The organism is Providencia sp. wls1922 (genome assembly GCF_009706505.1).
GTDB lineage: Bacteria > Pseudomonadota > Gammaproteobacteria > Enterobacterales > Enterobacteriaceae > Providencia > Providencia lanzhouensis.
The window spans coordinates 40,743-61,888 of sequence record NZ_WLUG01000115.1 but is presented as its reverse complement, the minus strand read 5'-3'; the positions used below and the strand labels follow the sequence as shown (position 1 = coordinate 61,888).

Sequence of the window (21,146 nt, the reverse complement as noted above, 5' to 3'; positions counted from 1 at the left end):
CGTAATTTTTTAATTGTTTGAATATTAAAGGGGATTTTTACTAAGCTTCCATCATGTGCACTAGATGTGCATATGGAGGTCTAGGTGTAGTCTTAAAAGTGTTGCATCGATTGAATAAATAGATGCTCGATACATAGTTGCTAAGTATCAACTTAGCAGTTTAACCAAACTGCATACCAAAAAGCCACGATTTAGGATCTTTATCAGAAAGCTCGAGTATTACAGATTTTTTAATCTCTGTAATATCTTCCGATGATAATATTCCTTCATTACTTTTATCACAAACTTGTTCAAGGGTGTCTGTACTCAAATTAACATAATATTGAAGGTCATATTTACGTACAAATTCTAGAACTACTTTAAATATTGTTGCTTTTTGCCTAACATCCATCTCTGAAAAGATACAACCATCATGAGCTATAAATCCTAGTAAATTTTTATTTAAGAGGAATAATAAAAAATCATAGCAAAATATTTTTACTTCATTTATTCCTTGGGATTTATCACGGGGAACATATATTTCAATATCGAAGAGATACTTGGCATCATCGGCCAATTTTATTTTAAGCGAGCCACCATGATTGTCATAGAATGTCTTAACTAAATCTCTAAATTGTAGTTCGATAAAGTCTAGCTTATCTCTATTAACATCTAAATAATCAATACTTTGATTGATTATTTTTTGCTTTTCAAGTTCAAGCCTATGTTTATCTTTAGATAGTGAGCTTACCATCTCATCATATTTGTTAATATCAAAAATTTCTTTTTCTAGACGTCTTATTCGATCAATAATTGAATTATATTCTTCTAAAGCTCCTGTTGAGTTGAGATCTTTTAGAATGTTATCTCTTTTCTCTTCGATTAATAGAAGCTCATTATTTATTTCGTCGTACTTACGGCTTAATTGATCAATCTCGTAGGTCATTCGATCAATTCTACTATTTATTAGTTTTTTGTGAAATTCCTGAGCTTGAGCAAGTGTCTTATTTACAGCTTGAGGGAAATGGAGATTCGCCTGTTCATACAATGATTGAATCTTTTGTAAGTCTATATCTATATCTGAAGATTTAGATTGATTTATACTGCGTACTTTTCTCGTACGAGTTTTTTTTATAGCATATAGCTCGTTTCGATAGTTATTTATTTCTGAAGTTAATGTATCAGCTTCAAGCTTAAATTTATCATAATTTGGAGCTACTATGAAAGCATCCCGATCTTGGATTAGTTGTGCAAGGTTGTCTTGTAAATCTAAGACATTGTCATTACTAACCAATTTTTTCTGTTCATTGAGGACTGATTGAGTCTGTTTCAATGATGTTATCTGTTCGTTTATTGAGCACTTTTGGGCTACTAGTTCAGTATCTATTCCCAACAATGATAAGTTGACGACTTTCTGGTAATAGTCATATGGAGGTCGACCTTGTTGTGTTAAAGCGTCTGAATAATAAATAGAACCTGAATCATAGCGTCGAGCAAAGGCATTTAAAACTTGTTTGAAAGAAATCTCTTTTGGAGAATTAGTTCCTAAAATTAAATTTGTCAAATATTTTGGTAAGTTAGTTTTTTTAATTTTTTGGTCATTAATGTAAGTTTCACTTTCCGCAAAATTTCTAGTTAAAACATAAGTAATTCCATTTACTTCAAACGTTAATGAAAATCTACCATAACCCGCCAAGAACTCTTGGAATTTTTTATCACTTTTAGATTTAGGATCAAACGAACCTCCCATCAAAAGATGAATAAGATTTAAAGATGTGCTTTTGCCTATCCCATTGATGGTTTTTTTATCATCTTCAGATAACTTAAGCCCAACAACGATGTTCAAGCCAGAATTGAAATTTAGCGTTTTAAATTTAGTGTTATCACAAGTCAGTTGCAAAAATTTCATCATTTTTAATATCAATCCGGCCGAGGATATAAAGAAAATTAATTGTTAGGTTAAGTTGCTCTGAATTGAGCTTTTTAGGATAAACACTATTCAGGCTTGATAAAATATCATCGAAAGTTAAACGCCTTGCATTTAATATGATATCCATCACATATGCACCGCTACAAATTATGGAATCTGCAGGTTTTATATTTTTTGATGGTAGTATCATTTCCTTCCAACCTCACAAATTTCAAAGTAATACGCTATTATGATCCATGGTATGTTCATCGTGTTAAAGTCATCAACTAGCGCAGCCGCAGCTATGCGTTCTGCTAGCTTACCCAGTATTTTACTAAAATCGACCTCAAATTCCAAGGCGATATTGTGTAGCTCTTCGATAGTTAAAGATTCTGATAGTTTGGCTTTAGATTTTAGTTCTTGTCTTAAAATGTTCTTATAGAAATCATCAACAACGACTGTTTGTAATTCAGAGGCGGTTTCGCCATTATCTATATTTTGAACTATTGTACTATAGTCTAAACCAGTATTGATTGAAGATTGTACCCTAGGATTAATTTTGTTTATTATAAGTTTTTCAGTTACTTCAAGTGTACCAAATGAGTCATCATAGCTAATAATGACTTTCTTATGATCTCTGATTAGTTTTCTAAAGACAAGATCTAGAACTTCTTCATCAGTATACTTTTTTTCTATATAACTAAAACAATCGTTATACAATTTAGTTAGATTAGTGTCATCTAAGCTTTTTATATCGGATAAAAGGTCACTATGGTCTTTTAGTCTTGGTTTAATATCAATTCCATAGCTATTGAAAATTTCTTTCACTGATTCACTATTTAGGGATGGCTTATTAAGAAGATAAATAAACTCTAGGTAATAGCTTTTATATTTTGGATTGCTATAAACTTTCAGGGTGTTTAGTATTTTTTCTTTTGTTCTAGTTGTTGTGACTTGTATTATTCTTTTGTTTTTTTTGTCTACTAAATCTATATATGGTTCATTTTTTCCACCAATATTAGCATTAATATATTCCGCTCCTGAATAAATTCCATTTAAAATATTTTTAAAAAGGTCTTCGCCATGTATATTTAAGCTGAAATCATTTATTGATTGATGTTGTTCAATATCATATCTAAGAATAGCTAGAGCTTTACTTATATTATCGAACATTTCTTTTCTACTATACATAGTTTCCTCCATTTTAATATTTGATTAGTTATAGCTTAATAACATCCCATAAGCAATAATAAGCCCACATAACTAAAACTATATAGTAGGAAGAATTTATAACAAAGTTGGTTTTGTTTCATAAGGTATAATCCCCCCATCATACTCCTTAAGATATCCTCCATAGTGCCTAAACAACATCTCTGGCCCCTTATGCCCCATTTGTCCAGCTAGCCAAAACAGATTAGCTCCTTGGCTTATATGTCTTGTGGCAAAGGTATGTCTCGTTTGATAAGGATTGCGATATCGAATACCCGCTTTTTTCAATGTTGGTACCCATGCTTTCTTTCTGATCGCATCAGCGCCAGCCCAAGCTTTATTTGTTTTCGGATCTTCAAAAATTACACAGTCTTTCATAAACGTGAATTGCTTTTGTTCATTTAGGGCATTCATGGCCTCACTATTTAATTCAACTTTTCTGGTACCAGCTTTAGTTTTGGTTTTCTTAATGACACCTACCACGCTGGCGGATTGCACGTGTGCAGTGTTTTCTATGAAATCTATATCACTCCATCTCAATGCACATAATTCAGAGCTTCTTAACCCTGTATTAATGGCAAACTGGAATAAGTTTTTCCATTGCTCATATCTTGCCGCAGCGAGTAGGGCAGAGACCTCTTTAGGTGACAATGGGTCGACAATATAACTGCTTTCATTGTCACTGTTATTTGATTGGTATCTTGAAGCGGATACAAGGCTTACTGGGTTGATTGATACTATCCCATCAGTAATGGCTTCATCTAGCGAGCTACGCAAAAACGAAAGCTGATTTCGGATGGTTTTTAGTACTGTCGTTTGTTTTTGTATCCAGTTTTTAAGAATAGCTGGCGTTAGTGATGAAACATGTAATTGGTGCAAATCAGACAAGGCGCTTTTGCATTTTTTATAACCGCCAATCGTTGAGGGCGATAAATTTCGAGTTTCGCAAATAACTAAATATTCCTCCAAATAATCAATCACTCTTTTTTCACGATTATTAACACCAAAAAGCATTAATTTTTTAGAGTTAGGAAAATATTTAGCGTAGTTAAAAGTGCCTTTTTCAATGTTATTTTGAATTTCAGCGAGTAGCCTTTCTGCGTATTTAATATTTTTATTATCTACGGTTAGCCGGGATAGGGGTTCCCTACACAGAACCCCTTTATAAGTGAATGTAATAACCAATGTATTTTTGGTTTTATTTTGACGGATGGTTACGCCTCTTGGTAGTAGGTATCCTGCTTGTTTTTTCTGACCCATTTGTTGACTTCCTTTATATCAATCCAACGCTCTTTTGAACCATCGACCTTTAATACATGTACTCCCTCTTGCCAGAAGTGCCTTTGAACTCGTTTATTGATTGCATCAGTGCTCTCACCAAACAATTCGCAGTATTTAGATATTGGTAAGCACTCAACAGAAAGGTTTGTATTCATAATAGTCTCCATATTTTGCTATAGATGGATTTAATTATTGATTCTCTCTTAAAAACCCCACTACAGCTCTCGCATTAGTCTGTATGTATATTGGCTCAGATACAGGCACAGAAGAACCTATGCATTAGCAAGAGTAATGCATATCAGATTATTTGCATGAATTGTCACTCTGAATTTTAGGTATAAAAAACCCTGCTAGTGCAGGGTGATTTCATTTGTTTATTTTGTTATTTATTTCTTCTAATCTTTCTATTAATCTTTCTCCAAATCGTTTGTGATTAATAAGTTTATCTTTTCTTGGCGATGAAGTGTTTTTTTCTAAAAATAATGCCTCGAGGTTTCTGACAAAAATATCATACCTCTTTATCCATACTTTGGATTTTCTATATAATTTGGTGTCTAGGTCTATTAATTGGTTACTGATACTTAAAAGCGTCATCCTGTAGCTTTCGTATATTATTATTGATTTGGGTTCCTCTTCTTTTTCAAAAATAAAAGTGAAAGACATTGCTCTAAGCCTTACGTATACACAGCCTTTATCATATGAATTTAGTATGTTAGCTATGGCGATGGCATCACTATATAATTTTTTTATCTTCTCTTTTTCGTCCAGTAACGCCTCTTTGCATAATTTTATTTTTATGTTGATTTCATTCTCTCGTTCTTTTTTTTGCCATAAATAAACACACATTGTTGCAACAATGCTTAATGATGATATTGCAGTGAATAACGCTGAGAATTTAGAGATTGAATCAGGATCGTTAGTGATAGATAGATATTGAATGATTAAGAAAAAAATAACCATAATTAAAACTATAATTAAAGATATCCTCATTGACTGAATAAAGATATTCTCTTTTTTATTAGACATAACCCCTCCTTATTTTAAAGTAGGAATCATACTCACATCCATGTGACTAATCCACTGTCAAAAGACTCACTTCAACGTATAAGATTAAAATCATTCGTCATTATTTCTAATCTATAGTCTATAGTTAAAAGGATGTCCTTCTACATTAGTGTTACTCGTTCGCTTGCCGGCTTAGCCATAGGTCGGCTTTTTTTATTTTGCTTCATTGCACCTTACACTGAGTACTTTGTTAAATCACGTAAATAGCGTGGCGAGGATAGGGGAGTCCTATAGGGGCAAAGGGAATTTCGTCATCCCAATCCATAGGCGGGTCATTCTGTGGAGATTGTTGCTGTGGCTGTTGAGGTTGTCGTGCTGTCTGCTGGATTCCTGCCTGATTGCTGTTACCACTAAAATCTAACTGGTTAACGATAATGACTGGTGTTGATTTCTTCTCTCCATTCTGGCTTGTCCATTCTTCCATGACGAACTCACCAGTGACCGTAACTTTTGTTCCTTTTGTTAAGTATTGGGGAAGTTTTTCAGCTTTAACTCCAAACATCTTGCAGATAACCCATGATACTTTTTCGTGTTCTCCATAACCTTGTTTTACTGGTAAGCTAAAAGATGCAACTGCCTTTTCGTTTGGCGTCCATCGTTGCTCACAGTCTTTCCCTAAGTGAGCTGTCACGATGAATAGGTTAATTGCCATGGCTATTCACCTCTTCAAATTCAGCTTCAAAAATTGCAGAGTTATCTTGTTCAATATTTGCCTCTGCCTTTTCGTCAAGTATGACGGCTTTTTGCATTTCGATGGAAACAGGTAAGTATTTAAAAAGTCGGCGAATGACTGTTTTCTTTGCCATTTCTTCCCAGTGGGTTGCCCATGGACCATTTTTACCCGCTTTACTTGAATTACGAACTTTTTCTATCTGGTTATAGGTCATAACTTCGAATTGAACACCTCCATCTTTTAGCCTAGCAACAGCATAAACATGGGTAATTGGTGAATCTTCATTTCCTTCGGGTATATGAGTTAAGTTTTCATTTAACCCATATTCAAAATGAAAGTTATCGCCTTGGCGTACTGTTCTTGCGGATATACTAATGATTTGACCTGAGCGCCTTGCTAAATCAATCATTCCTCGGTAGCCAATGATGAGTTGAACATTTTGTTGTCCGTTATCTGACTTACCATTACCGAAAGGCAGAAGGTAGGCGTGACCTAATGCATTACCCGGCTCTAATCCTAATTGTGAGCATTGAACTACAGCACCAATAAAACTTTGAATATCACAATTTGCAAGAGAGGGGGTTTTACGAATCTCGGTACTGACAATTCTAATCATGCGGTCAGATGTGATATGTTTAGGTAACGCAGCGGATAATTGGGCTTTCATTCCGGGCTGATTAATAAACTCTACAAGTTTTTGCTCATTAGTTTTTATTTTTACTTCTGTTCCTTGAGTCTTTTGTAGATCAGATTTAGCTAGCGGTGGCGTGCTCATGTTTTAATTCCTTAGCCCAGCGAGGCAGTGACAGCGTGCGAATGCCTGCCCATTCGTTAGTTTTAAGGCATTCCGCATAGGTGAATAAGTTTTGTTTATAAGAGGTGCGACCAACTGATTTGGCTTGTTCGTCTAAAACAAATACCCTGACAGGATAACGTCCGCAATCAATGGTTGTACTTACGGCAAGAAAAACAAAAACAGGTATTTCATCCGTTAGTGACTTATATCCATCCGAATAGAAAGAGTCCTGTACGTGATATCGGTACTCATACATAGAGCGTTCAAATTTCTGTATGTCGGCAGTACTTTTTACATCAACTAGCCAGTGATGCTCTTCGATTAACTTGTCCGGTCTACAACGACAAAGAATGTCCGTATCCTTGTCTTTCCAATAGATGCTACTTTCAGCGACTCCTTTCGCCTCTAAGCACCATCGAGCTATTGGGTGAGCCATCGCACTATCTTTCATGAGTGATAGCTTCCTGCTATCTTCATGGGTAATTGGTGTGATATTTTCCTTTTCACACATTTCAAGAAATTCCTTTTCTTGTTCTTTTCCTGCATTGGTTCTACGATTTACTTCCGGTGCAACTCTAAATCTTTTTTGAAATTCATCAGGCTCTAGCAATAAGCAATGCAAAGCCGTACCAAAATCTAGAGCTTTTATTTTTTCGTTATCTACTGGCGCATCCCTATGCCATATAAAATCAGCCGGAGATTCATCTATCAGGTCAAGCTGTGACTTACTAATACCTAATCCATGGTGATAGTCTTCATTTGAAATGTCGTAATAAATACCTTCGTTCATTGAATAAGCCTCTCTTCCAATACATCCTGTATTTTCTTTAGAATCCTATCCTTGGTTGATTCCGATAGTTGCCGAAGTTCCTCTCCGTCAATCTCGTTATAAATATCAATAGCAATTTCTCCAATATCAAACTTAGGGTCAGGGCTATATATTTGAATTCTCATATCTCATCCTTACGTGAATGCGTATGACCCACGAGAGTTAACTTGCCGTAGGATTCGATTTGTCTTTTCGCATTGCTGTTTAAATTTCCAATCAGCAACTAATTCGTCTATTTGTTTATCAGTCATGTCAGACTCGCGCAGTAAGGCGAATATTTGCTGTTTTATGTATTTCTGCTTTGCATTCATGCTTGACTCCATATGCTGTTTTTAATGTTTCATTTGCTTCGATCCATCCGTTCTCATCCTTGAGATAGCGTGCAATTCCAGCTTGTGATTGAGCTAAACAAAGTTTGTATTTATCTATATTCATGCTTATCTCCGGATGTGCGAAATCCTCACTTATCTTGCGATAGCGATAGAAAGCCCCCTGATGTTGGTGATATTTATTCGATTAAATATGAAAGAGGTAAGTTTTTTTAATGAATAATGTCTCTGACTAGTGTTTTTAATGCGGCTGTTTTGAGAGCTGTTTTCACCGCTTCGTTACCGATTAGATTTTTCACAAATTCATCCAATAGCATTTGAATATTTGGCTCATTTTCAGATACAGATATTTCAGCCATACCTTTTACTTTTGGTTGCATTTCATCAGACAGAATGAGTTTCAAGTTAATATCTACTGATGCTTTAGCGTGTGGCATTTTGCCTCCTTATTAATCTTTTAGTGGGGTATTGTTGAGCGTGAACTTTTGTAATTGCAGTGCAGGTTAAGCTGCTTTTTTAAATTTCTGTATTCATGCTATTATTTCCCTTAGTACCAACTACTAAGGGATATAAAGCATGAAAGATCATCACATATCTGAGTGGGCGAAAGTCCGTGAAACTTCAATTGAGATTGCTCAAGCTATATTTGAGCTAGCTAAAAATGATGAAGTTTTAGCTGAGAAAATTTGGGAAGAAGGTTCTGATGAAGTGCTCCCTCTAGCTTTTTCTAAAACAACAGACGATAAGTTGTTTTGGGGTGAGCAGACAATCGAACGTAAAAACGTTTAGTCATTCAAAGCCCTTAATAGGGCTTTATCATATTTCTAATTCTTATCTATCACCCGCTCACCTAATGAGCTTTAAGCTCTCGCAGTCACTTCGCCACTTTGCGTAATTGGCTTGCGTAGCCGTGATTGCTTGTGTTGCACATCGGGTGTGTCTTTTATCCTGACAAGCAAGTTTGCCAGTACATCTGTTTCATCTACTGGTTTAAATATCGAGTCCCATATTTCTTCCACTGAGCGGCTTTTTTGTTTAGCTTTTAACTTGTTACGTTGCTTGTAGTACTCTCCGTTACGTTTATATCTGCGCATCTTTGAGTTTTCTTTTGCTGGTAAAAAAATAATAGCTGTCATATTTGCCTCCTAAGTGATCTTTGGTGATTGGGATAGTCACCTAATACCATATGTGCCGTAGTGCTTTTACTAATCCCAAAAACCACTCAGTGGTTGCTCTGAGAAGTTCCTCTGAGCGTTCCGCTATGCCGTACTGTATAAACCACACGTAATCGGCAAGATGTTAAAGAGCATTTATCTCAGGGTGTGTGCCTTCGATGTCCTTGAATGTATACTAATCGTAGATGCTTGTAAATACAAAATGTAGACCTTGTTTGTGTTTAATTGTCAACTATCTGTATTCTCAGGTAATTTATTTGAAAAATTATTTGTCTTGTAAGAGTGATTTAAAATAGGAGTGAAGTTGAGGATATAAAAAAAGCCCATTAGGGCTTTTATGCTTATTTGTGATCTCTTCTGTACAAAGACCACTCTTCAATTTTTTCACCAGAGGGGAGGGTGCAATATCCGACTTGTCCATCGTTGGTGTTAACTATGTCTAGTTTTCCACCTAATTTTGCACAATAAACAGAAGCAGGGTTAGCCATTCCTACTTGTGCAGGGGAGTTGTCATTTTTTCCTGAAGAGCAGGCAGTTAACGAAATTAGAGCTGATAAAATAATGATTTTTTTCATGTGGTTATCCGTTTGGGAGGCTGCGAATTTTACATACAAAAGCCCTCGTGGGGAGGACTGAGGTTATTTAAAGCTATTTACTGTTGTTTTGTCAGTAATACTCTGAATGTATCGTTAGCCAAAAAAGTAACCTTGTAAATCATCTTCTACAAGCTTAATAGCATCTGAAAAACTACCTAACATTTTTTCATCGTAATGATGCCAGTTACTGTCTTTATCCATCCATAGTAGTGACCAAGAGCCTGTGATTTTGTTATGTATTATTTTTGCTACAGGTTCTTCTACTCTTGAGTCACTCCATGTTAGCTGTCTAACCTCGAATATAACGACCGAGTCATCTTCAATACGATACTGTAAATCGAGCTCATCTCTGAGATGTTCTGCTGGGCGGCGTTTTTCTAAGAAAAATTCCATGCACTTTTCAATATTTGCTAGTTCAATATCATTGAATGCCATGCTTTCTCCTCAAAAGGTGTCATCAGACCATTGACACTTTATAACTTTACCTATGATTTCGCAGTTTTCATTTATTGGGATTAAATCAAATTTCGGGTTAAGAGGTTCAAGGAATGTTTGCCCTGATTCTCTAATTAATTTTTTAAATGTAAATTCGTTACCGTTTAGCCTAGCGATACAAAAATCACCAACATTCACAGGCTCTTTTGGGTCAATAAGTATCAACATTCCTTCAGGAAAGCTAGGTTTGCCTCCTTGTGCTGCTGTCATTGAGTGACCTTCAACCTCAAGCCAAAAAGCGCGATCACTTGCTTTCTTGGCTGTAGGTATCCATGCAATGGCATCTTTCTCTGTATAAGAGTTACTATTTTCGGTAAATGAACCTGCTTGTACTTTAGATAGTAAAGGGTATTCATAGATTGGCTCAGTTCTACTGATCGAATCTTCGTTAATGCTAATAGTACCATCTTGATTTATGGTTGGGTTATTGATGCCCACATATGCAAGTATTCTAGCTATTTCACTAAATGCTGGCTCTCTCTTTCCTGTCATCCAATGCCCAACGGCACCTTTCGATACCGAAAAATGCTCTGCCATATGATCGTATGTAATGCCCTTATCTTTCATAAGGGACTTGGCTAGTTCATACCATTTCATTTTCATAACCTAATAATACGATATGTATACATAAATGTAGACCGACAATGTGTATACTTTTTTGTTGAAATTACGGATACCTTACGTATACTTTTGTGATAAAGAATAAGGAGGTTTAGATGAATTACATAAGCCGATATAGAAAAAAACTTGGGCTTACTCAGACTGATTTAGCTAAAGAGCTTGGCTGCACAAAGGGAAACATTAGCCATTATGAAAATGGTCGGCGTAAAGCAGACCTTGAAGTATGCAGGCAGCTAGTAAGTTTTTTTAACAATAAGGGAATTAACGTCACTATCGATGACATTTTTCCTCCAAAAGCAGTATAGATTTACTCGTTCTTTAACATTTGAATATAGGTTTGTTTTCCCTAGTTAACTCTAGGGCGTCTATATTCTTTGGAATCGCTCAGAGGAACTTCTCAGAGCAGCACACCCACAGGATCGTGGGTAACGGATTAACTGTATATGAAGGAATATAAATTATGGAAAACGCAAATTCACGCAAATCGTTTAACCGATTTGTATCCAATCACTTGGTAGCAACCGCTTATCAAGTTATCAGAACAACATCTCAAACAGTCATCGCTAAATCATTAGGCGTTCATGACTCAACTATCACTCGTAGAACCGAAAAGATACCTGAGCTATGCGAGACATTAGCAGCGGCAGGGGTAATTGATTTTGTTTTGCCGGGTGAAAAGAAAATTAGTGAAGAGGAATACAGATTTTTGTGGAAGCAAATTGGCGAGCTTTCACGCTTGCTTACTCGAGAAAACGCCCCAGTTGTTGGAGCAACTGAGGCGCATTAATTATTTAATTTCACAAGGTAATTATAAATGAAAATGAGTTACATCACAAATCGATATGGAGGTCGCTATGAATACAGCGGAGGTATTTAAATTTCCCGTTAAGCCGGAGAAACCAAGAATGGCAGAGTTGGACAGTGGCTATACAAAGCTTGCCAACGAGTTACTTGAATCGCTGATGTGCTGCGACCTAACCGCAAGGCAATTTAGAGTCATGCTTGCGTTAATTCGTAAAACTTATGGTTTTGGAAAGAAAAGCGATCGAATATCTGACTCTCAATTAGCTGAGATGACCAAACTATCAAGGCAGAACGTTAATAAGGCAAAAAATGAATTACTTTCAATGAATTATATCATTCTTGATGGTAAAAAAATTGGTGTTAACAAAGAGGTTTCAGCATGGAAAAATCAATCTAGAGACAGTGTCTCTAACTTGAAGACAAAAAACGTCTCTAACTTAGAGACAAATGATGTCTCTAATCTGGAGACACACAAAAGAAATACTTTAAAGAAAAAAGAAATAAATAATATATCGTCAGAGAATTCTATCGAATCCCCTGACCAACCATCCGAAAAAATTTCAGTGGTTGATCCCAATGCTGTTGTTTGTTCCCCCAAAGGTAACAAGTGGGGAAATGCTGACGACTTGAAGGCCGCTCAATGGATTTACTCGCAAGTGTTGATAATCAGCCCTGCAACCAAAGAGCCAAACTGGTCATCATGGGCTAATGATATTCGCTTGATGCGCCAACTAGACGGGTATTCACACAAAGATATTTGCCGATTATTCCAATGGGCTAACCGCGATTCCTTCTGGTGTAGCGTCGTGTTATCTCCTGCAAAACTTCGCAAAAAATGGGCGACTTTAGTCATTCAAAGTCAGCAACCAAACCGAAACAAACGAGTTGTAGAGCAAGAGCCAACACAAAGCTGGAATACTCGTGAAGCATGGGAGAATGAATTTATATGAAACCTCATTTGGCAACTGCAATTGCTAATCGTGATGCAGGCGCACTGGCTAAAATTGCTCAAGACAGTACGCCGCAAAAAATAGTAAGCCCACAGGCTGAGCAACTTGTTGATGTGCTATTCCGAAACCTGAAACAAATCTTTCCTGCCGCAGTAAATACCATATTCAAAAATGAAAGCGACGAACTCGCAGCTAAACGCCAGTGGATTGCCGCTTTTGCTGAAAATGGAATTACTACCCGCGAGCAACTTCAAAACGGAATGAGACACGCGAGGGCTAGTGATTCGCCTTTTTTCCCCGCAGTCGGTCAATTCATCAAGTGGTGCAAACAGGAAGATTTTACTCAGCTCGGATTGCCCACGGAAACTGAACTATACGACGTGTTCAAAAAGTATTGCTCAGAGCGAGGTTGGCGTAGATTTAATTGGCAGTCGAACGCTTGTTACTGGATGGTCACTAAAATTTACTCAGAAATGCGAAGTCGAAACTTATCGGATTCAGAGGTTATAAAACTTTGCGCGTCTGAGCTTAAGACTATGGCTAATCGTATTAAATCTGGTGAGAAAATACCTGATCCAGTTTTGCAACTTGAAAGCGCAGTGATACCCACTAAGCGTGACAAAGCGTTATCAATCATTGCTGAGTGGAAAAGCAAATATGGATTCAAGTAACACATGGAATCATAAGGGGTTTTAAGATGAATGATGAAGCGGTATACAACATTACCGGTACATGGAATGGAAAGCCATTTGAAAAGCTAATGTTAGCGGAGTGTGCGTTGGATGCTGAGGCAACGATTGTCTTTTGGGCTGATTTAGGTAACGCTAGCCTTGATGACTTGAATGTTGAATATCACAGTGCTGTCGGCTAAGAGATTACAAAATGAGTATTTTATTTCATAAAGACCATAAGCTAGATGAAAAAAACAATTGTTATATCAATAGTAAGTTACTGTCATTAAAGAAAGGACATAAGCTCAATGGGATGAACTACTTAAATATTCAAAGTAAATTGAATCAAAAATTATTGAGATGCTTCCCTCGTGGAACAGCTTATATCAAAGTTTGGCAAAATGAGTTGATAGCTAAACTTAGCAATGGAGTTGAGAGTTAGTTGGGATAAAGTGGCTGATAAAACGATTGGAGCGGCCAGTGGGAATCGAACCCACATCATCAGCTTGGAAGGCTGAGGTAATAGCCATTATACGATGGCCGCTAGGTAAAAACTGATTAATTAACGAGTTAACGTTATTAGGCTACGCCTCAAAACTAATTTTCGCAAGGGTAAAATAGGAGGCTAATTGACAGATGATATCTGTCTCCACAAATCTAATCTCAAAGGCATTTTCAAAACTCTCTCAGAAGTAACAGAAACCGGTAAGCGATACCGAATCAGAATCACTGAATGGCGTGACCTCAGAACAATACCAATGAACAGAACATGGCGCATGTGGATAGAAACTACAGGCGATTGGCTGCGTGCGCGTGGTGTTGTCATTGATATTAAAAATGGAGCTGGTGAAGTAGTTCTATCAAAGCCAATCACTAATGAAGAAACGCATGAATATTTTGTCGGTCACTGGTTAGGTCGCGATGAAAATGGAGAGCGTGAGAAAACTAGCAAGATGGATAAAGCACGGATGCTCTACATGATGGAGAAACATGAGCAATGGTGTATTGAGAAAGGCATCCCAATCATCATCCCCAATAACTCGGAGTATATGAAACTTAAGGAGCAACAAGAGAGATGAGAAATGAGGCTGAAGTGTTTATGAGCGCACTTACTACCCTTAAATTATGCTGGGCTATTCATAAATCAAATGATGCGGTCAGGAAGTGTGCTGGAGTGTTAAAGCGCAAATTTATATTACCGCATGCCGTAGATGCTATGAGGACGATAGAGTTAAGCGAAAGCCCGATGGTTGTGATTGTAGTCGCTGAGTGGGGTATTCAGGAGAAATAAATGGCATTAAAACGCGACAAGCACGATATTGTGTTCTCGCAGTTGGTCCGGGAAAGAGCAAATTATGAATGCGACTACTGCGGAAGACAATTTAGACACGAACCTTCAAAACTCCACTGTTCACATTTCAAATCACGACGACACAAATCAACTCGATACCATCCCTTTAATGCTTTCGCTCACTGCGTAGGTTGCCATCGAAAACTCGGCGAAGACCCACATGAATTCAATGCTCACGCTGTTATCACTTACAGCGAAATGACGATTGACCGCGTAGCTCGTTTAGCAGGTACTTCAGTGAAGTTGAAACCGTGGCAAATGGATGAGTTGTATCAGCACATGAAGATTGAGCTTAAAAGAATTCAGGCGCTACGGGCTAGCGGTGTAATAGGTCGGATTGAGTTCACGTTACCTGATTGGTACCAGCAAGGGATCACTTATCAGATGGGGGATTTATGAAAGCTGAAATCACGACTATTCCAGAGTTGCTTATTAAGACATATGGAAACATGGCAGAGGTTTCTCGGTACCTAGGATGCTATCGCGCGACAGTAAAAAAATATTCTACCGATGTTAAGGCTGAAAATCATGCTGTGATAAATGGGCGATTAATGACTATGTACAAGACAAGAGAAAGAGGCACTTCAAATCTCGCCAAAGAATCAGATAGTGCCATTTCTATAGCTAAACGTCTTAACGCTGAATCCGACGGCAAAAGCTCGCAAATTAATACGAGGTAACGGATGCGTAATATTCAACAAGTACTAGAAATGTGGGGCGCATGGGCTGCGGATAACATCGAGTCAGTTCAATGGTATTCGACAGCGGCAGGATTTAGTCGCTTAATACCTAGTAAGGTGAAATCTCGACCTCAATGTTGTGAAGATGACGCCATGATTATCTCTAGCTGTATGGCTCAATTAAGTATAAAGAATAGAGAGATGCATGACCTGCTACTGGATTATTATTTATTTGGGAAAACATTCATGCAGCTAGCTAGAGAACATAAATGCTCAGATACCCATATAGGGAAAAAACTTCAAAAAGCGGAGGGGGTCATTGACGGAATGTTGATGATGTTAGACATAAAATTAGAATTAGATAGGTATGTAGAGAAGATTTAATAAAATACTTTACGATCGTAAAATAGCTGATATTGTGATAAGAATAACTACAACGTCAGCAGCTTATGAGCCTCACTTCAGTGGGGCTTTTTTGTTTGTTTTATTAGAGTGTGGAGTAGTGATTTATAAAGCTAGTAAATAAAGTGCAATGTTACTAATATGAATTCAATTATTACTATAAATCAATTTCGTATATAAGTGATTTCATATAAGGTGGCAATGATGGTTAATCTTCTTACCTCTAGTGATATGAGCAATACATCAGATAAAAAAATCACTGTAGGTATTAGCTCATGCTTATTGGGTGATAGCGTTAGATTTGATGGTGGTCATAAGCGCTTTCACTTTGCTGTAGATGAGTTATCAGATTATTTCGAATACCAACAAGCATGCCCGGAAATGGCGATTGGTTTACCAACACCTAGACCTGCATTGAGGCTAGTTAAATCTGACGAAAATAGCGTTAGACTCAAATTCAGCGATGGTCGTGAAGGCGATTTAACTGAAGAGATGCTTCAGTTTTCGACCACTTATTTGAGTGGGCTTTTAAATTTAAGTGGTTATATTGTATGTAAAAACTCACCTAGCTGTGGCTTGGAAAGGGTTCGAGTATATGATTCAGTTGGCAATGGTAATAAAAAGTCTGGAATTGGGCTTTTTACTGAACAATTACTCAAAGTAATGCCTTGGTTGCCTGTTGAGGAAGATGGCAGGTTAAGCGATCCTCATATTCGAGAAAATTTTATTATACGGGTATTTGCTCTTCATGAGCTAAATGAACTAAAGAAAAACTCCTTCAATCGGCACTCATTAATCGACTTTCATACTCGATATAAGCTCCTTTTATTGGCGCATTCACAGCCTCTTTATCGAGAACTTGGTCGTTTTGTTGCTAGTAACAATGAATGGGATTCAATCGATTCTTATTTTGATGAGTATCGAAATAAGTTTATGAATTTATTACAACACCAAGCGACTAGGCGCAATCACACTAATGTGCTTATGCATATCCAAGGTTACTTTAAACGCTATCTGACATCAAACCAAAGGCAAGCATTGAGTAAGTTAATCCTCGAATACCGCCAAGGAACACAGCCTTTATTGGCTCCATTAACATTAATTACGCACTATTTATCTGAGTATCCTGATAACTATTTGAATAATCAAAAATATTTCCATCCTTATCCTCAGTCATTAAGACTGCGATATGGGTTATGATATTAAAAATAATTCTCAGAATTTCAAAGTTATTCATATGATTGGTTCTTCCAGTCATATGAATATTGAACATAAAAGCTATGTTAGCGTATAACTGTCGGGATGAACGAAATCATTCATATTTACATAAGTCACCTAGCGAGGATTTTTCATATGTAACCTCAGTTAATCAAATCAATACTATTGCAAAAATAATTGGATTGATAATAAGTTGGCTATCAATATGATTTGTTTGGAAAAGTTATTGATGATGAATATGTGGTGTCTTAAGCAAAATCAACGCTTTTATGGTGAGAGTGAAAATTAAATTTGCTATCCCAGTGTTTGTATGGCTTAATCAAGTCATCGGTTTGGAAGTACAGGCCTATTTATGCTAGTCAGTTTAAAGTTGTTCACCATTTAGCGTTATCTAAGATATCCCTTCATTGCGAATTCCTTATAATTAATTCCCATAAGTAAAAATAAAAATCAAACCTCATCTATGCCTTATGGCAATCAAAAAATTAAAGGAAATTCTATGTCTAATACAATGACAGGTTTAGTAAAGTGGTTTAACGAATCTAAAGGTTTTGGTTTCATCTCTCCTGAAGATGGGAGCAAAGATGTATTTGTTCACTTCTCCGCGATTCAAAGCGATGATTTCAAAACATTATATGATGGACAAAAAGTCAGCTTTTCGGTAGAAAATGGCGCAAAAGGTCCAGCGGCTGCTAATGTGGTGGCACTTTAAGACAACATTAATATGAGATGCCCTTGTTGTAAGGGATCTCAATATAGACGCTATCACTTTGATGTATCAAAAAGCAATCCATATGGCGCTAAATGTATTTTTTGTAAATCTAATATGAAGCCAGCTTAAATAACATATAGATTATAAAACCCCGCAAAAGTGGGGTTTTTTGTTTTATATATCATTACAATCCCCTCAGTGAGAGAGTTCTGTGTTACAATAGCCATGTAATCATACCTCATTGCTATAAAAGCAAATCTTGCAGTTGCGAGTTTTTATTTTAAAAATAGATGCGGTATCCAAAGGATTTATTTCCTAAGGGATCACCTATGAACTTACCTACCTTTTATCAACGAATTTTATCACTAACGCAAAATGCTCTAACTATTTTAGGATTACTTTTAGCCTCGTTTGCATTGGTCTACTGGATGTAAAATCATTCCGCCATTAACTCAACTGGAAGAGTATTTAGTATTAGCAAAACTAAGAGTCGGGGTTCGATACCTCGATGGCGGCCCATAAGTTATAAATCTTTTGTACAATGTAAATACGGAGATGTATGAACTATTACATTCAGACGACGATGGGACCAAAAGGTAATTACAAAATACACAAAGTTGGCTGTAAACAAATGCCGATGACTTCAAATCGTTTCTACCTAGGTAACCTATTTAATGCTATACATGCAATAGCTGCGGCTAAAGCTTCAGGATATAGCCTTATTAAAATATGCGCATGTTGTACCAGTAAGAGTGCGAGGTAATACGTTGAAAATACCCTGTCTAGTGCGGTTTTTTGTTTGAGCTAGTCGTTCTAAGCCAAAGTTAATGAATCATAATTGCACTGTTTAGATTTAAGTCTGTTTTGGTGTACTAAATACGCGGCTACCTCGATATTTTAATGAACCTAAATCATTTGATGAATAGTTATTGTTCGCGGCGATCTCTATTCAAGATGTAAGCTAAATTAATCTTTATGTATAATAGCGTACTCGCATATACATGAATGAGGTATTTATGTTTTTTGGTATATTTATTGTCCTCGCGGGCATAATAACATTACTCGAAAATTATGGCGTCATCTCAGGAGATGTGAAGTGGGGATTACCTCTCGCCATTATTATTTATGGGTTAAGTGTTGTTTACGATGCTATAACAGGTAAGAAAAAAAATTAATTATCTAGAATTTACTAAGGTCACTTCGGTGACCTTTTTTATTGCCTAAATTTCAACTGACTTCATTAACACCTTCTAGTTTTTATAGCTGGTGGCTTTCTATTAACCAAATCTTGGACCACTCCGTTGGGGGTGATATGCGTATGAACGAAAAATACTCTAGCCCCTTTTCTTATGCTCTTGGAGTTATCACTACTACAGCTGGGGCGTTATCGCTAGACCAGTGGGCTGTGCTCATCGGGATTATCTGTACTGTCGCTACCTTCTTGGTGAATTGGTACTACAAACGGAAAGAATTCAAATTAAGAGAGGCTAACAGTGGCAAAGATACCAAATAAAATAAAAATAGCCGCTGTGACAGGTGGGCTGATGGCATTAACTGTTGTAATGGTGACTAATTTTGAGGGATATGAGCCCAAACCCTACCGTGATGTAGGTGGTGTTCTTACGGTGTGTTATGGGCATACAGGTTCTGACATTATTCCGACGAAAATCTATACAAAAGTCGAGTGTGACGAGTTACTGGAAAAAGACTTAGCAATCGTCGCTAAAGCAGTAAACCCCTTAATTAAAATCAATATTCCTGATTACACCAGGGCGGCACTTTATTCATTTACTTATAACGTGGGAATAGGTGCTTTCTCGCGCTCAACATTACTTAAAAAACTTAATGCTGGTGACCAAGCTGGCGCATGTAATGAACTAAAACGCTGGATATATGCAGGGGGGAAGGCGTGGAAAGGGCTAATGACGAGACGAGAGGTAGAAAAAACCGTGTGTCTTGGCGAGTTTGCTTATGCTTATCCTACTTTATTATCTGTCTACCCATCTACTTGGCAATTGGCGTATACACACTTCGAGACGACACTTGTGGTGGCACTGACAAGGTAAGTTTAGAGAAGCGTTGCCAAAAAGCTATCGAGCATTACAAAGGTCGGCAAGTTAATTTTTAAACGTCTTTATGGTAATCGCCATGAATAAAGTCAGCGTATTGTTATTTATTGTCGCATTGATAGCGATATGGGGAATGTGGAAACAACACGAGAGGATAGGTGAGTTAAATACCAAAAATGCCGGACTACTCGTTGAGTTGACAGAGCAGGTCAAAATTAATGAGGATTACCAAGAACGTGTCCAATCTCTCCATAAACTCGATACTAAACATATTCAGGAACTAGCCAATGCAAAAATTGAAATTGATGAGTTGCGTATTGCTGCTGAGCGTAATCCTGAGCGGGTGTACATCCGAGCCAGCTGCCAGAAAGTCGAAACCAATTCCACCTCCGGCGTGGATGATGGAACAACCGCCAGACCTACTGACTCCGCTATCGGAAATTATTGGCTACTCAGGCAGCGAATCGCAGAATCCAAGAATATGATACTTGGTTTGCAAGATTACATTAGAGCGGAGTGTTTACGTTAATACCAATCAGTAAATGCCCTTGCAAAAAAAATTAAATTTATGAAAGTCAGAGTGCTTAACAGGTAGATAGAGAATTTTAAAAAAAGTGTCGTTAAATTTGGTTGTTTTTTATCTTTAACAATAATCAATAGGATGCAGGCAAGAGTAGGGATAAATATTAGTAAGAGAGTAACGGGGTTATTATACATATATATATTGATACAGTTCTCTTATGTAATGAAAGTTTAATCCAATAGTATAAGTATATTTTCAATAGGAAAGCAATACGGAAAATTGAACAATAAAGAAATGCCCCAGATATCGAGGCTAAATGAGAATAACTACTTATGAATAAGCGTCACTATACGTTAATCGTGAATGGGGGCAACCTTAAAAAGGTAGTAATCTCAATAAGATATTACAAAACGGAGCCTCGAGAAATGGCGATTTTTTTGCAAAAAAGTAATCCGGAAAATTAAACAACAACAAACATAGAAATAAAGTAATTTTTAATTGAAAAGTGCCATGTTGATTCCGTAAATAAGTGAATAAGACTGTTCCTAAAAAATAAAAAACTCCCCTTCAGTTAAAGGGGAGTTTTTAAGATTAACTCATAATTATTGTAGGGCTAGTCATCCTTGACCAGCGAGAAAATAGTATCACTATTTATTTTCTAATCCAAATGGGATTATCACTCAACTTAGTAAGTTTGTATTAACATAGTAGAAAATTAAGCCATTATATGAATTTGTACACGAAGAAGAACAACAGCTTTATACAATTGAATTGACATTATTAGTGAAGGTGACGAAATTATATATGTA

At 36.8% G+C, this 21,146-nt stretch carries 33 protein-coding genes, 1 tRNA gene and 1 pseudogene; 18 read left to right on the top strand and 17 right to left on the bottom strand.

Translation table 11 applies throughout. From position 1 onward, the window contains the following. Positions 1 to 160: 160 nt before the first annotated feature. The 12 genes from GKR71_RS18045 to GKR71_RS17995 form a co-directional block, all read right to left on the bottom strand. Positions 161 to 1,891 (bottom strand): DUF2326 domain-containing protein, encoded by a 1,731-nt coding sequence (locus GKR71_RS18045; protein WP_154631302.1) that lies wholly within the window; start codon positions 1,889 to 1,891, stop codon positions 161 to 163. Further along, a complete protein-coding gene (locus tag GKR71_RS20460) occupies positions 1,863 to 2,099 on the bottom strand; it encodes an ABC-three component system middle component 6 (RefSeq protein ID WP_154634661.1) in 237 nt (78 codons plus the stop codon). Before GKR71_RS20460 ends, GKR71_RS18045 begins: the two co-directional genes overlap by 29 nt. Further along, entirely contained in the window at positions 2,096 to 3,079 is a 984-nt protein-coding gene (locus tag GKR71_RS18035) for an SMEK domain-containing protein (protein ID WP_195848105.1), read from the bottom strand. Before GKR71_RS18035 ends, GKR71_RS20460 begins: the two co-directional genes overlap by 4 nt. 96 nt (positions 3,080 to 3,175) lie before the next feature. Continuing rightward, positions 3,176 to 4,357: a site-specific integrase gene (locus GKR71_RS18030; protein WP_154634660.1), complete on the bottom strand. Its 1,182-nt coding sequence runs from the start codon at positions 4,355 to 4,357 to the stop codon at positions 3,176 to 3,178. Continuing rightward, a complete protein-coding gene (locus tag GKR71_RS18025; RefSeq protein WP_230085113.1) occupies positions 4,312 to 4,533 on the bottom strand; it encodes an excisionase in 222 nt (73 codons plus the stop codon). The genes GKR71_RS18030 and GKR71_RS18025 overlap by 46 nt, the downstream gene beginning before the upstream one ends. Positions 4,534 to 4,744: 211 nt before the next feature. Then, positions 4,745 to 5,404, bottom strand: a complete 660-nt coding sequence (locus GKR71_RS18020; protein WP_154634659.1) for a hypothetical protein — start codon at positions 5,402 to 5,404, stop codon at positions 4,745 to 4,747. Positions 5,405 to 5,633: 229 nt separating this feature from the next. Beyond that, positions 5,634 to 6,095 carry a single-stranded DNA-binding protein gene (locus tag GKR71_RS18015; RefSeq protein ID WP_154634658.1) on the bottom strand — a complete coding sequence of 154 codons (462 nt, stop codon included), beginning with the start codon at positions 6,093 to 6,095 and terminating at the stop codon, positions 5,634 to 5,636. Continuing rightward, the gene (gene recT, locus GKR71_RS18010) at positions 6,085 to 6,891 is read right to left on the bottom strand and encodes a recombination protein RecT (protein ID WP_154634657.1); all 807 of its coding nucleotides are present in this window, start codon (positions 6,889 to 6,891) and stop codon (positions 6,085 to 6,087) included. The genes GKR71_RS18015 and recT overlap by 11 nt, the downstream gene beginning before the upstream one ends. After that, positions 6,869 to 7,702, bottom strand: coding sequence for a PD-(D/E)XK nuclease-like domain-containing protein (locus GKR71_RS18005; protein WP_154634656.1), 834 nt, complete (start codon positions 7,700 to 7,702; stop codon positions 6,869 to 6,871). Before GKR71_RS18005 ends, recT begins: the two co-directional genes overlap by 23 nt. Further along, positions 7,699 to 7,866, bottom strand: a complete 168-nt coding sequence (locus GKR71_RS20455; protein WP_195848987.1) for a hypothetical protein — start codon at positions 7,864 to 7,866, stop codon at positions 7,699 to 7,701. Before GKR71_RS20455 ends, GKR71_RS18005 begins: the two co-directional genes overlap by 4 nt. A 127-nt stretch (positions 7,867 to 7,993) precedes the next feature. After that, complete coding sequence (locus GKR71_RS18000; RefSeq protein WP_154600012.1) at positions 7,994 to 8,176, bottom strand: hypothetical protein; 183 nt, start codon at positions 8,174 to 8,176, stop codon at positions 7,994 to 7,996. Between the two features lie 106 nt (positions 8,177 to 8,282). Continuing rightward, positions 8,283 to 8,507: a hypothetical protein gene (locus tag GKR71_RS17995; RefSeq protein ID WP_154634655.1), complete on the bottom strand. Its 225-nt coding sequence runs from the start codon at positions 8,505 to 8,507 to the stop codon at positions 8,283 to 8,285. 139 nt (positions 8,508 to 8,646) lie between these two features. On the opposite strand from GKR71_RS17995, the gene GKR71_RS17990 reads away from it, so the two are divergent. Continuing rightward, complete coding sequence (locus GKR71_RS17990; RefSeq protein WP_036951028.1) at positions 8,647 to 8,859, top strand: YccJ family protein; 213 nt, start codon at positions 8,647 to 8,649, stop codon at positions 8,857 to 8,859. A 71-nt stretch (positions 8,860 to 8,930) separates the two neighbouring features. Here GKR71_RS17990 and GKR71_RS17985 read toward each other — a convergent pair whose 3' ends face one another. From GKR71_RS17985 to GKR71_RS17970, 4 genes are all read right to left on the bottom strand, one after another. Further along, a complete protein-coding gene (locus GKR71_RS17985) occupies positions 8,931 to 9,206 on the bottom strand; it encodes a hypothetical protein (RefSeq protein WP_036951026.1) in 276 nt (91 codons plus the stop codon). Between the two features lie 380 nt (positions 9,207 to 9,586). Next, positions 9,587 to 9,820 (bottom strand): putative hemolysin, encoded by a 234-nt coding sequence (locus GKR71_RS17980; RefSeq protein WP_132494919.1) that lies wholly within the window; start codon positions 9,818 to 9,820, stop codon positions 9,587 to 9,589. Between the two features lie 114 nt (positions 9,821 to 9,934). Beyond that, entirely contained in the window at positions 9,935 to 10,276 is a 342-nt protein-coding gene (locus GKR71_RS17975) for a DUF3024 domain-containing protein (RefSeq protein ID WP_006658129.1), read from the bottom strand. Between the two features lie 9 nt (positions 10,277 to 10,285). Beyond that, the gene (locus tag GKR71_RS17970; RefSeq protein WP_112837176.1) at positions 10,286 to 10,933 is read right to left on the bottom strand and encodes a LexA family protein; all 648 of its coding nucleotides are present in this window, start codon (positions 10,931 to 10,933) and stop codon (positions 10,286 to 10,288) included. A 119-nt stretch (positions 10,934 to 11,052) separates the two neighbouring features. On the opposite strand from GKR71_RS17970, the gene GKR71_RS17965 reads away from it, so the two are divergent. From GKR71_RS17965 to GKR71_RS19950, 5 genes are all read left to right on the top strand, one after another. Beyond that, positions 11,053 to 11,262 (top strand): helix-turn-helix transcriptional regulator, encoded by a 210-nt coding sequence (locus GKR71_RS17965; RefSeq protein WP_036951015.1) that lies wholly within the window; start codon positions 11,053 to 11,055, stop codon positions 11,260 to 11,262. A 155-nt stretch (positions 11,263 to 11,417) separates the two neighbouring features. Beyond that, the gene (locus GKR71_RS17960) at positions 11,418 to 11,744 is read left to right on the top strand and encodes a hypothetical protein (RefSeq protein WP_006658132.1); all 327 of its coding nucleotides are present in this window, start codon (positions 11,418 to 11,420) and stop codon (positions 11,742 to 11,744) included. Positions 11,745 to 11,811: 67 nt separating this feature from the next. Continuing rightward, positions 11,812 to 12,711 carry a replication protein gene (locus tag GKR71_RS17955; protein ID WP_154600009.1) on the top strand — a complete coding sequence of 300 codons (900 nt, stop codon included), beginning with the start codon at positions 11,812 to 11,814 and terminating at the stop codon, positions 12,709 to 12,711. Beyond that, a complete protein-coding gene (locus GKR71_RS17950; RefSeq protein WP_154634654.1) occupies positions 12,708 to 13,382 on the top strand; it encodes a replication protein P in 675 nt (224 codons plus the stop codon). The genes GKR71_RS17955 and GKR71_RS17950 overlap by 4 nt, the downstream gene beginning before the upstream one ends. Positions 13,383 to 13,408: 26 nt before the next feature. Next, complete coding sequence (locus tag GKR71_RS19950) at positions 13,409 to 13,582, top strand: hypothetical protein (protein ID WP_187369821.1); 174 nt, start codon at positions 13,409 to 13,411, stop codon at positions 13,580 to 13,582. 269 nt (positions 13,583 to 13,851) lie between these two features. Here the strand turns inward: GKR71_RS19950 and GKR71_RS17945 are convergent. After that, positions 13,852 to 13,926 (bottom strand) — tRNA-Gly (locus GKR71_RS17945). 85 nt (positions 13,927 to 14,011) lie between these two features. Between GKR71_RS17945 and GKR71_RS17940 the strand changes: the two genes are divergently transcribed. From GKR71_RS17940 to GKR71_RS17895, 12 genes and pseudogenes are all read left to right on the top strand, one after another. Continuing rightward, complete coding sequence (locus tag GKR71_RS17940; protein WP_036947874.1) at positions 14,012 to 14,461, top strand: hypothetical protein; 450 nt, start codon at positions 14,012 to 14,014, stop codon at positions 14,459 to 14,461. Beyond that, the gene (locus GKR71_RS20530) at positions 14,458 to 14,673 is read left to right on the top strand and encodes a DUF7740 domain-containing protein (RefSeq protein ID WP_036968324.1); all 216 of its coding nucleotides are present in this window, start codon (positions 14,458 to 14,460) and stop codon (positions 14,671 to 14,673) included. Before GKR71_RS17940 ends, GKR71_RS20530 begins: the two co-directional genes overlap by 4 nt. Beyond that, positions 14,674 to 15,132 (top strand): hypothetical protein, encoded by a 459-nt coding sequence (locus tag GKR71_RS20450; RefSeq protein ID WP_006661255.1) that lies wholly within the window; start codon positions 14,674 to 14,676, stop codon positions 15,130 to 15,132. Continuing rightward, on the top strand, positions 15,129 to 15,413 hold the full coding sequence (locus GKR71_RS17925) for a hypothetical protein (RefSeq protein ID WP_154634653.1): 285 nt from the start codon (positions 15,129 to 15,131) through the stop codon (positions 15,411 to 15,413). The genes GKR71_RS20450 and GKR71_RS17925 overlap by 4 nt, the downstream gene beginning before the upstream one ends. Before the next feature lie 3 nt (positions 15,414 to 15,416). Then, on the top strand, positions 15,417 to 15,797 hold the full coding sequence (locus tag GKR71_RS17920; protein ID WP_036950157.1) for an antiterminator Q family protein: 381 nt from the start codon (positions 15,417 to 15,419) through the stop codon (positions 15,795 to 15,797). A gap of 222 nt (positions 15,798 to 16,019) precedes the next feature. Further along, positions 16,020 to 17,015 (top strand): YbgA family protein, encoded by a 996-nt coding sequence (locus GKR71_RS17915; RefSeq protein ID WP_132495154.1) that lies wholly within the window; start codon positions 16,020 to 16,022, stop codon positions 17,013 to 17,015. 517 nt (positions 17,016 to 17,532) lie between these two features. Further along, positions 17,533 to 17,745, top strand: coding sequence for a transcription antiterminator/RNA stability regulator CspE (gene cspE, locus GKR71_RS17910; protein WP_036952486.1), 213 nt, complete (start codon positions 17,533 to 17,535; stop codon positions 17,743 to 17,745). A gap of 12 nt (positions 17,746 to 17,757) precedes the next feature. Then, positions 17,758 to 17,862 (top strand): annotated as a pseudogene (gene ymcF / locus GKR71_RS20110) (cold shock small protein YmcF); the annotation flags it as partial. 899 nt (positions 17,863 to 18,761) lie between these two features. After that, complete coding sequence (locus tag GKR71_RS19945; protein ID WP_036952480.1) at positions 18,762 to 18,920, top strand: hypothetical protein; 159 nt, start codon at positions 18,762 to 18,764, stop codon at positions 18,918 to 18,920. A 137-nt stretch (positions 18,921 to 19,057) separates the two neighbouring features. Next, complete coding sequence (locus tag GKR71_RS17905) at positions 19,058 to 19,258, top strand: phage holin family protein (RefSeq protein ID WP_036952477.1); 201 nt, start codon at positions 19,058 to 19,060, stop codon at positions 19,256 to 19,258. Then, positions 19,239 to 19,811: a lysozyme gene (locus tag GKR71_RS17900; protein ID WP_196712413.1), complete on the top strand. Its 573-nt coding sequence runs from the start codon at positions 19,239 to 19,241 to the stop codon at positions 19,809 to 19,811. Before GKR71_RS17905 ends, GKR71_RS17900 begins: the two co-directional genes overlap by 20 nt. A gap of 136 nt (positions 19,812 to 19,947) precedes the next feature. After that, positions 19,948 to 20,343: a lysis protein gene (locus GKR71_RS17895; RefSeq protein WP_413784996.1), complete on the top strand. Its 396-nt coding sequence runs from the start codon at positions 19,948 to 19,950 to the stop codon at positions 20,341 to 20,343. Positions 20,344 to 21,146 lie beyond the last annotated feature (803 nt).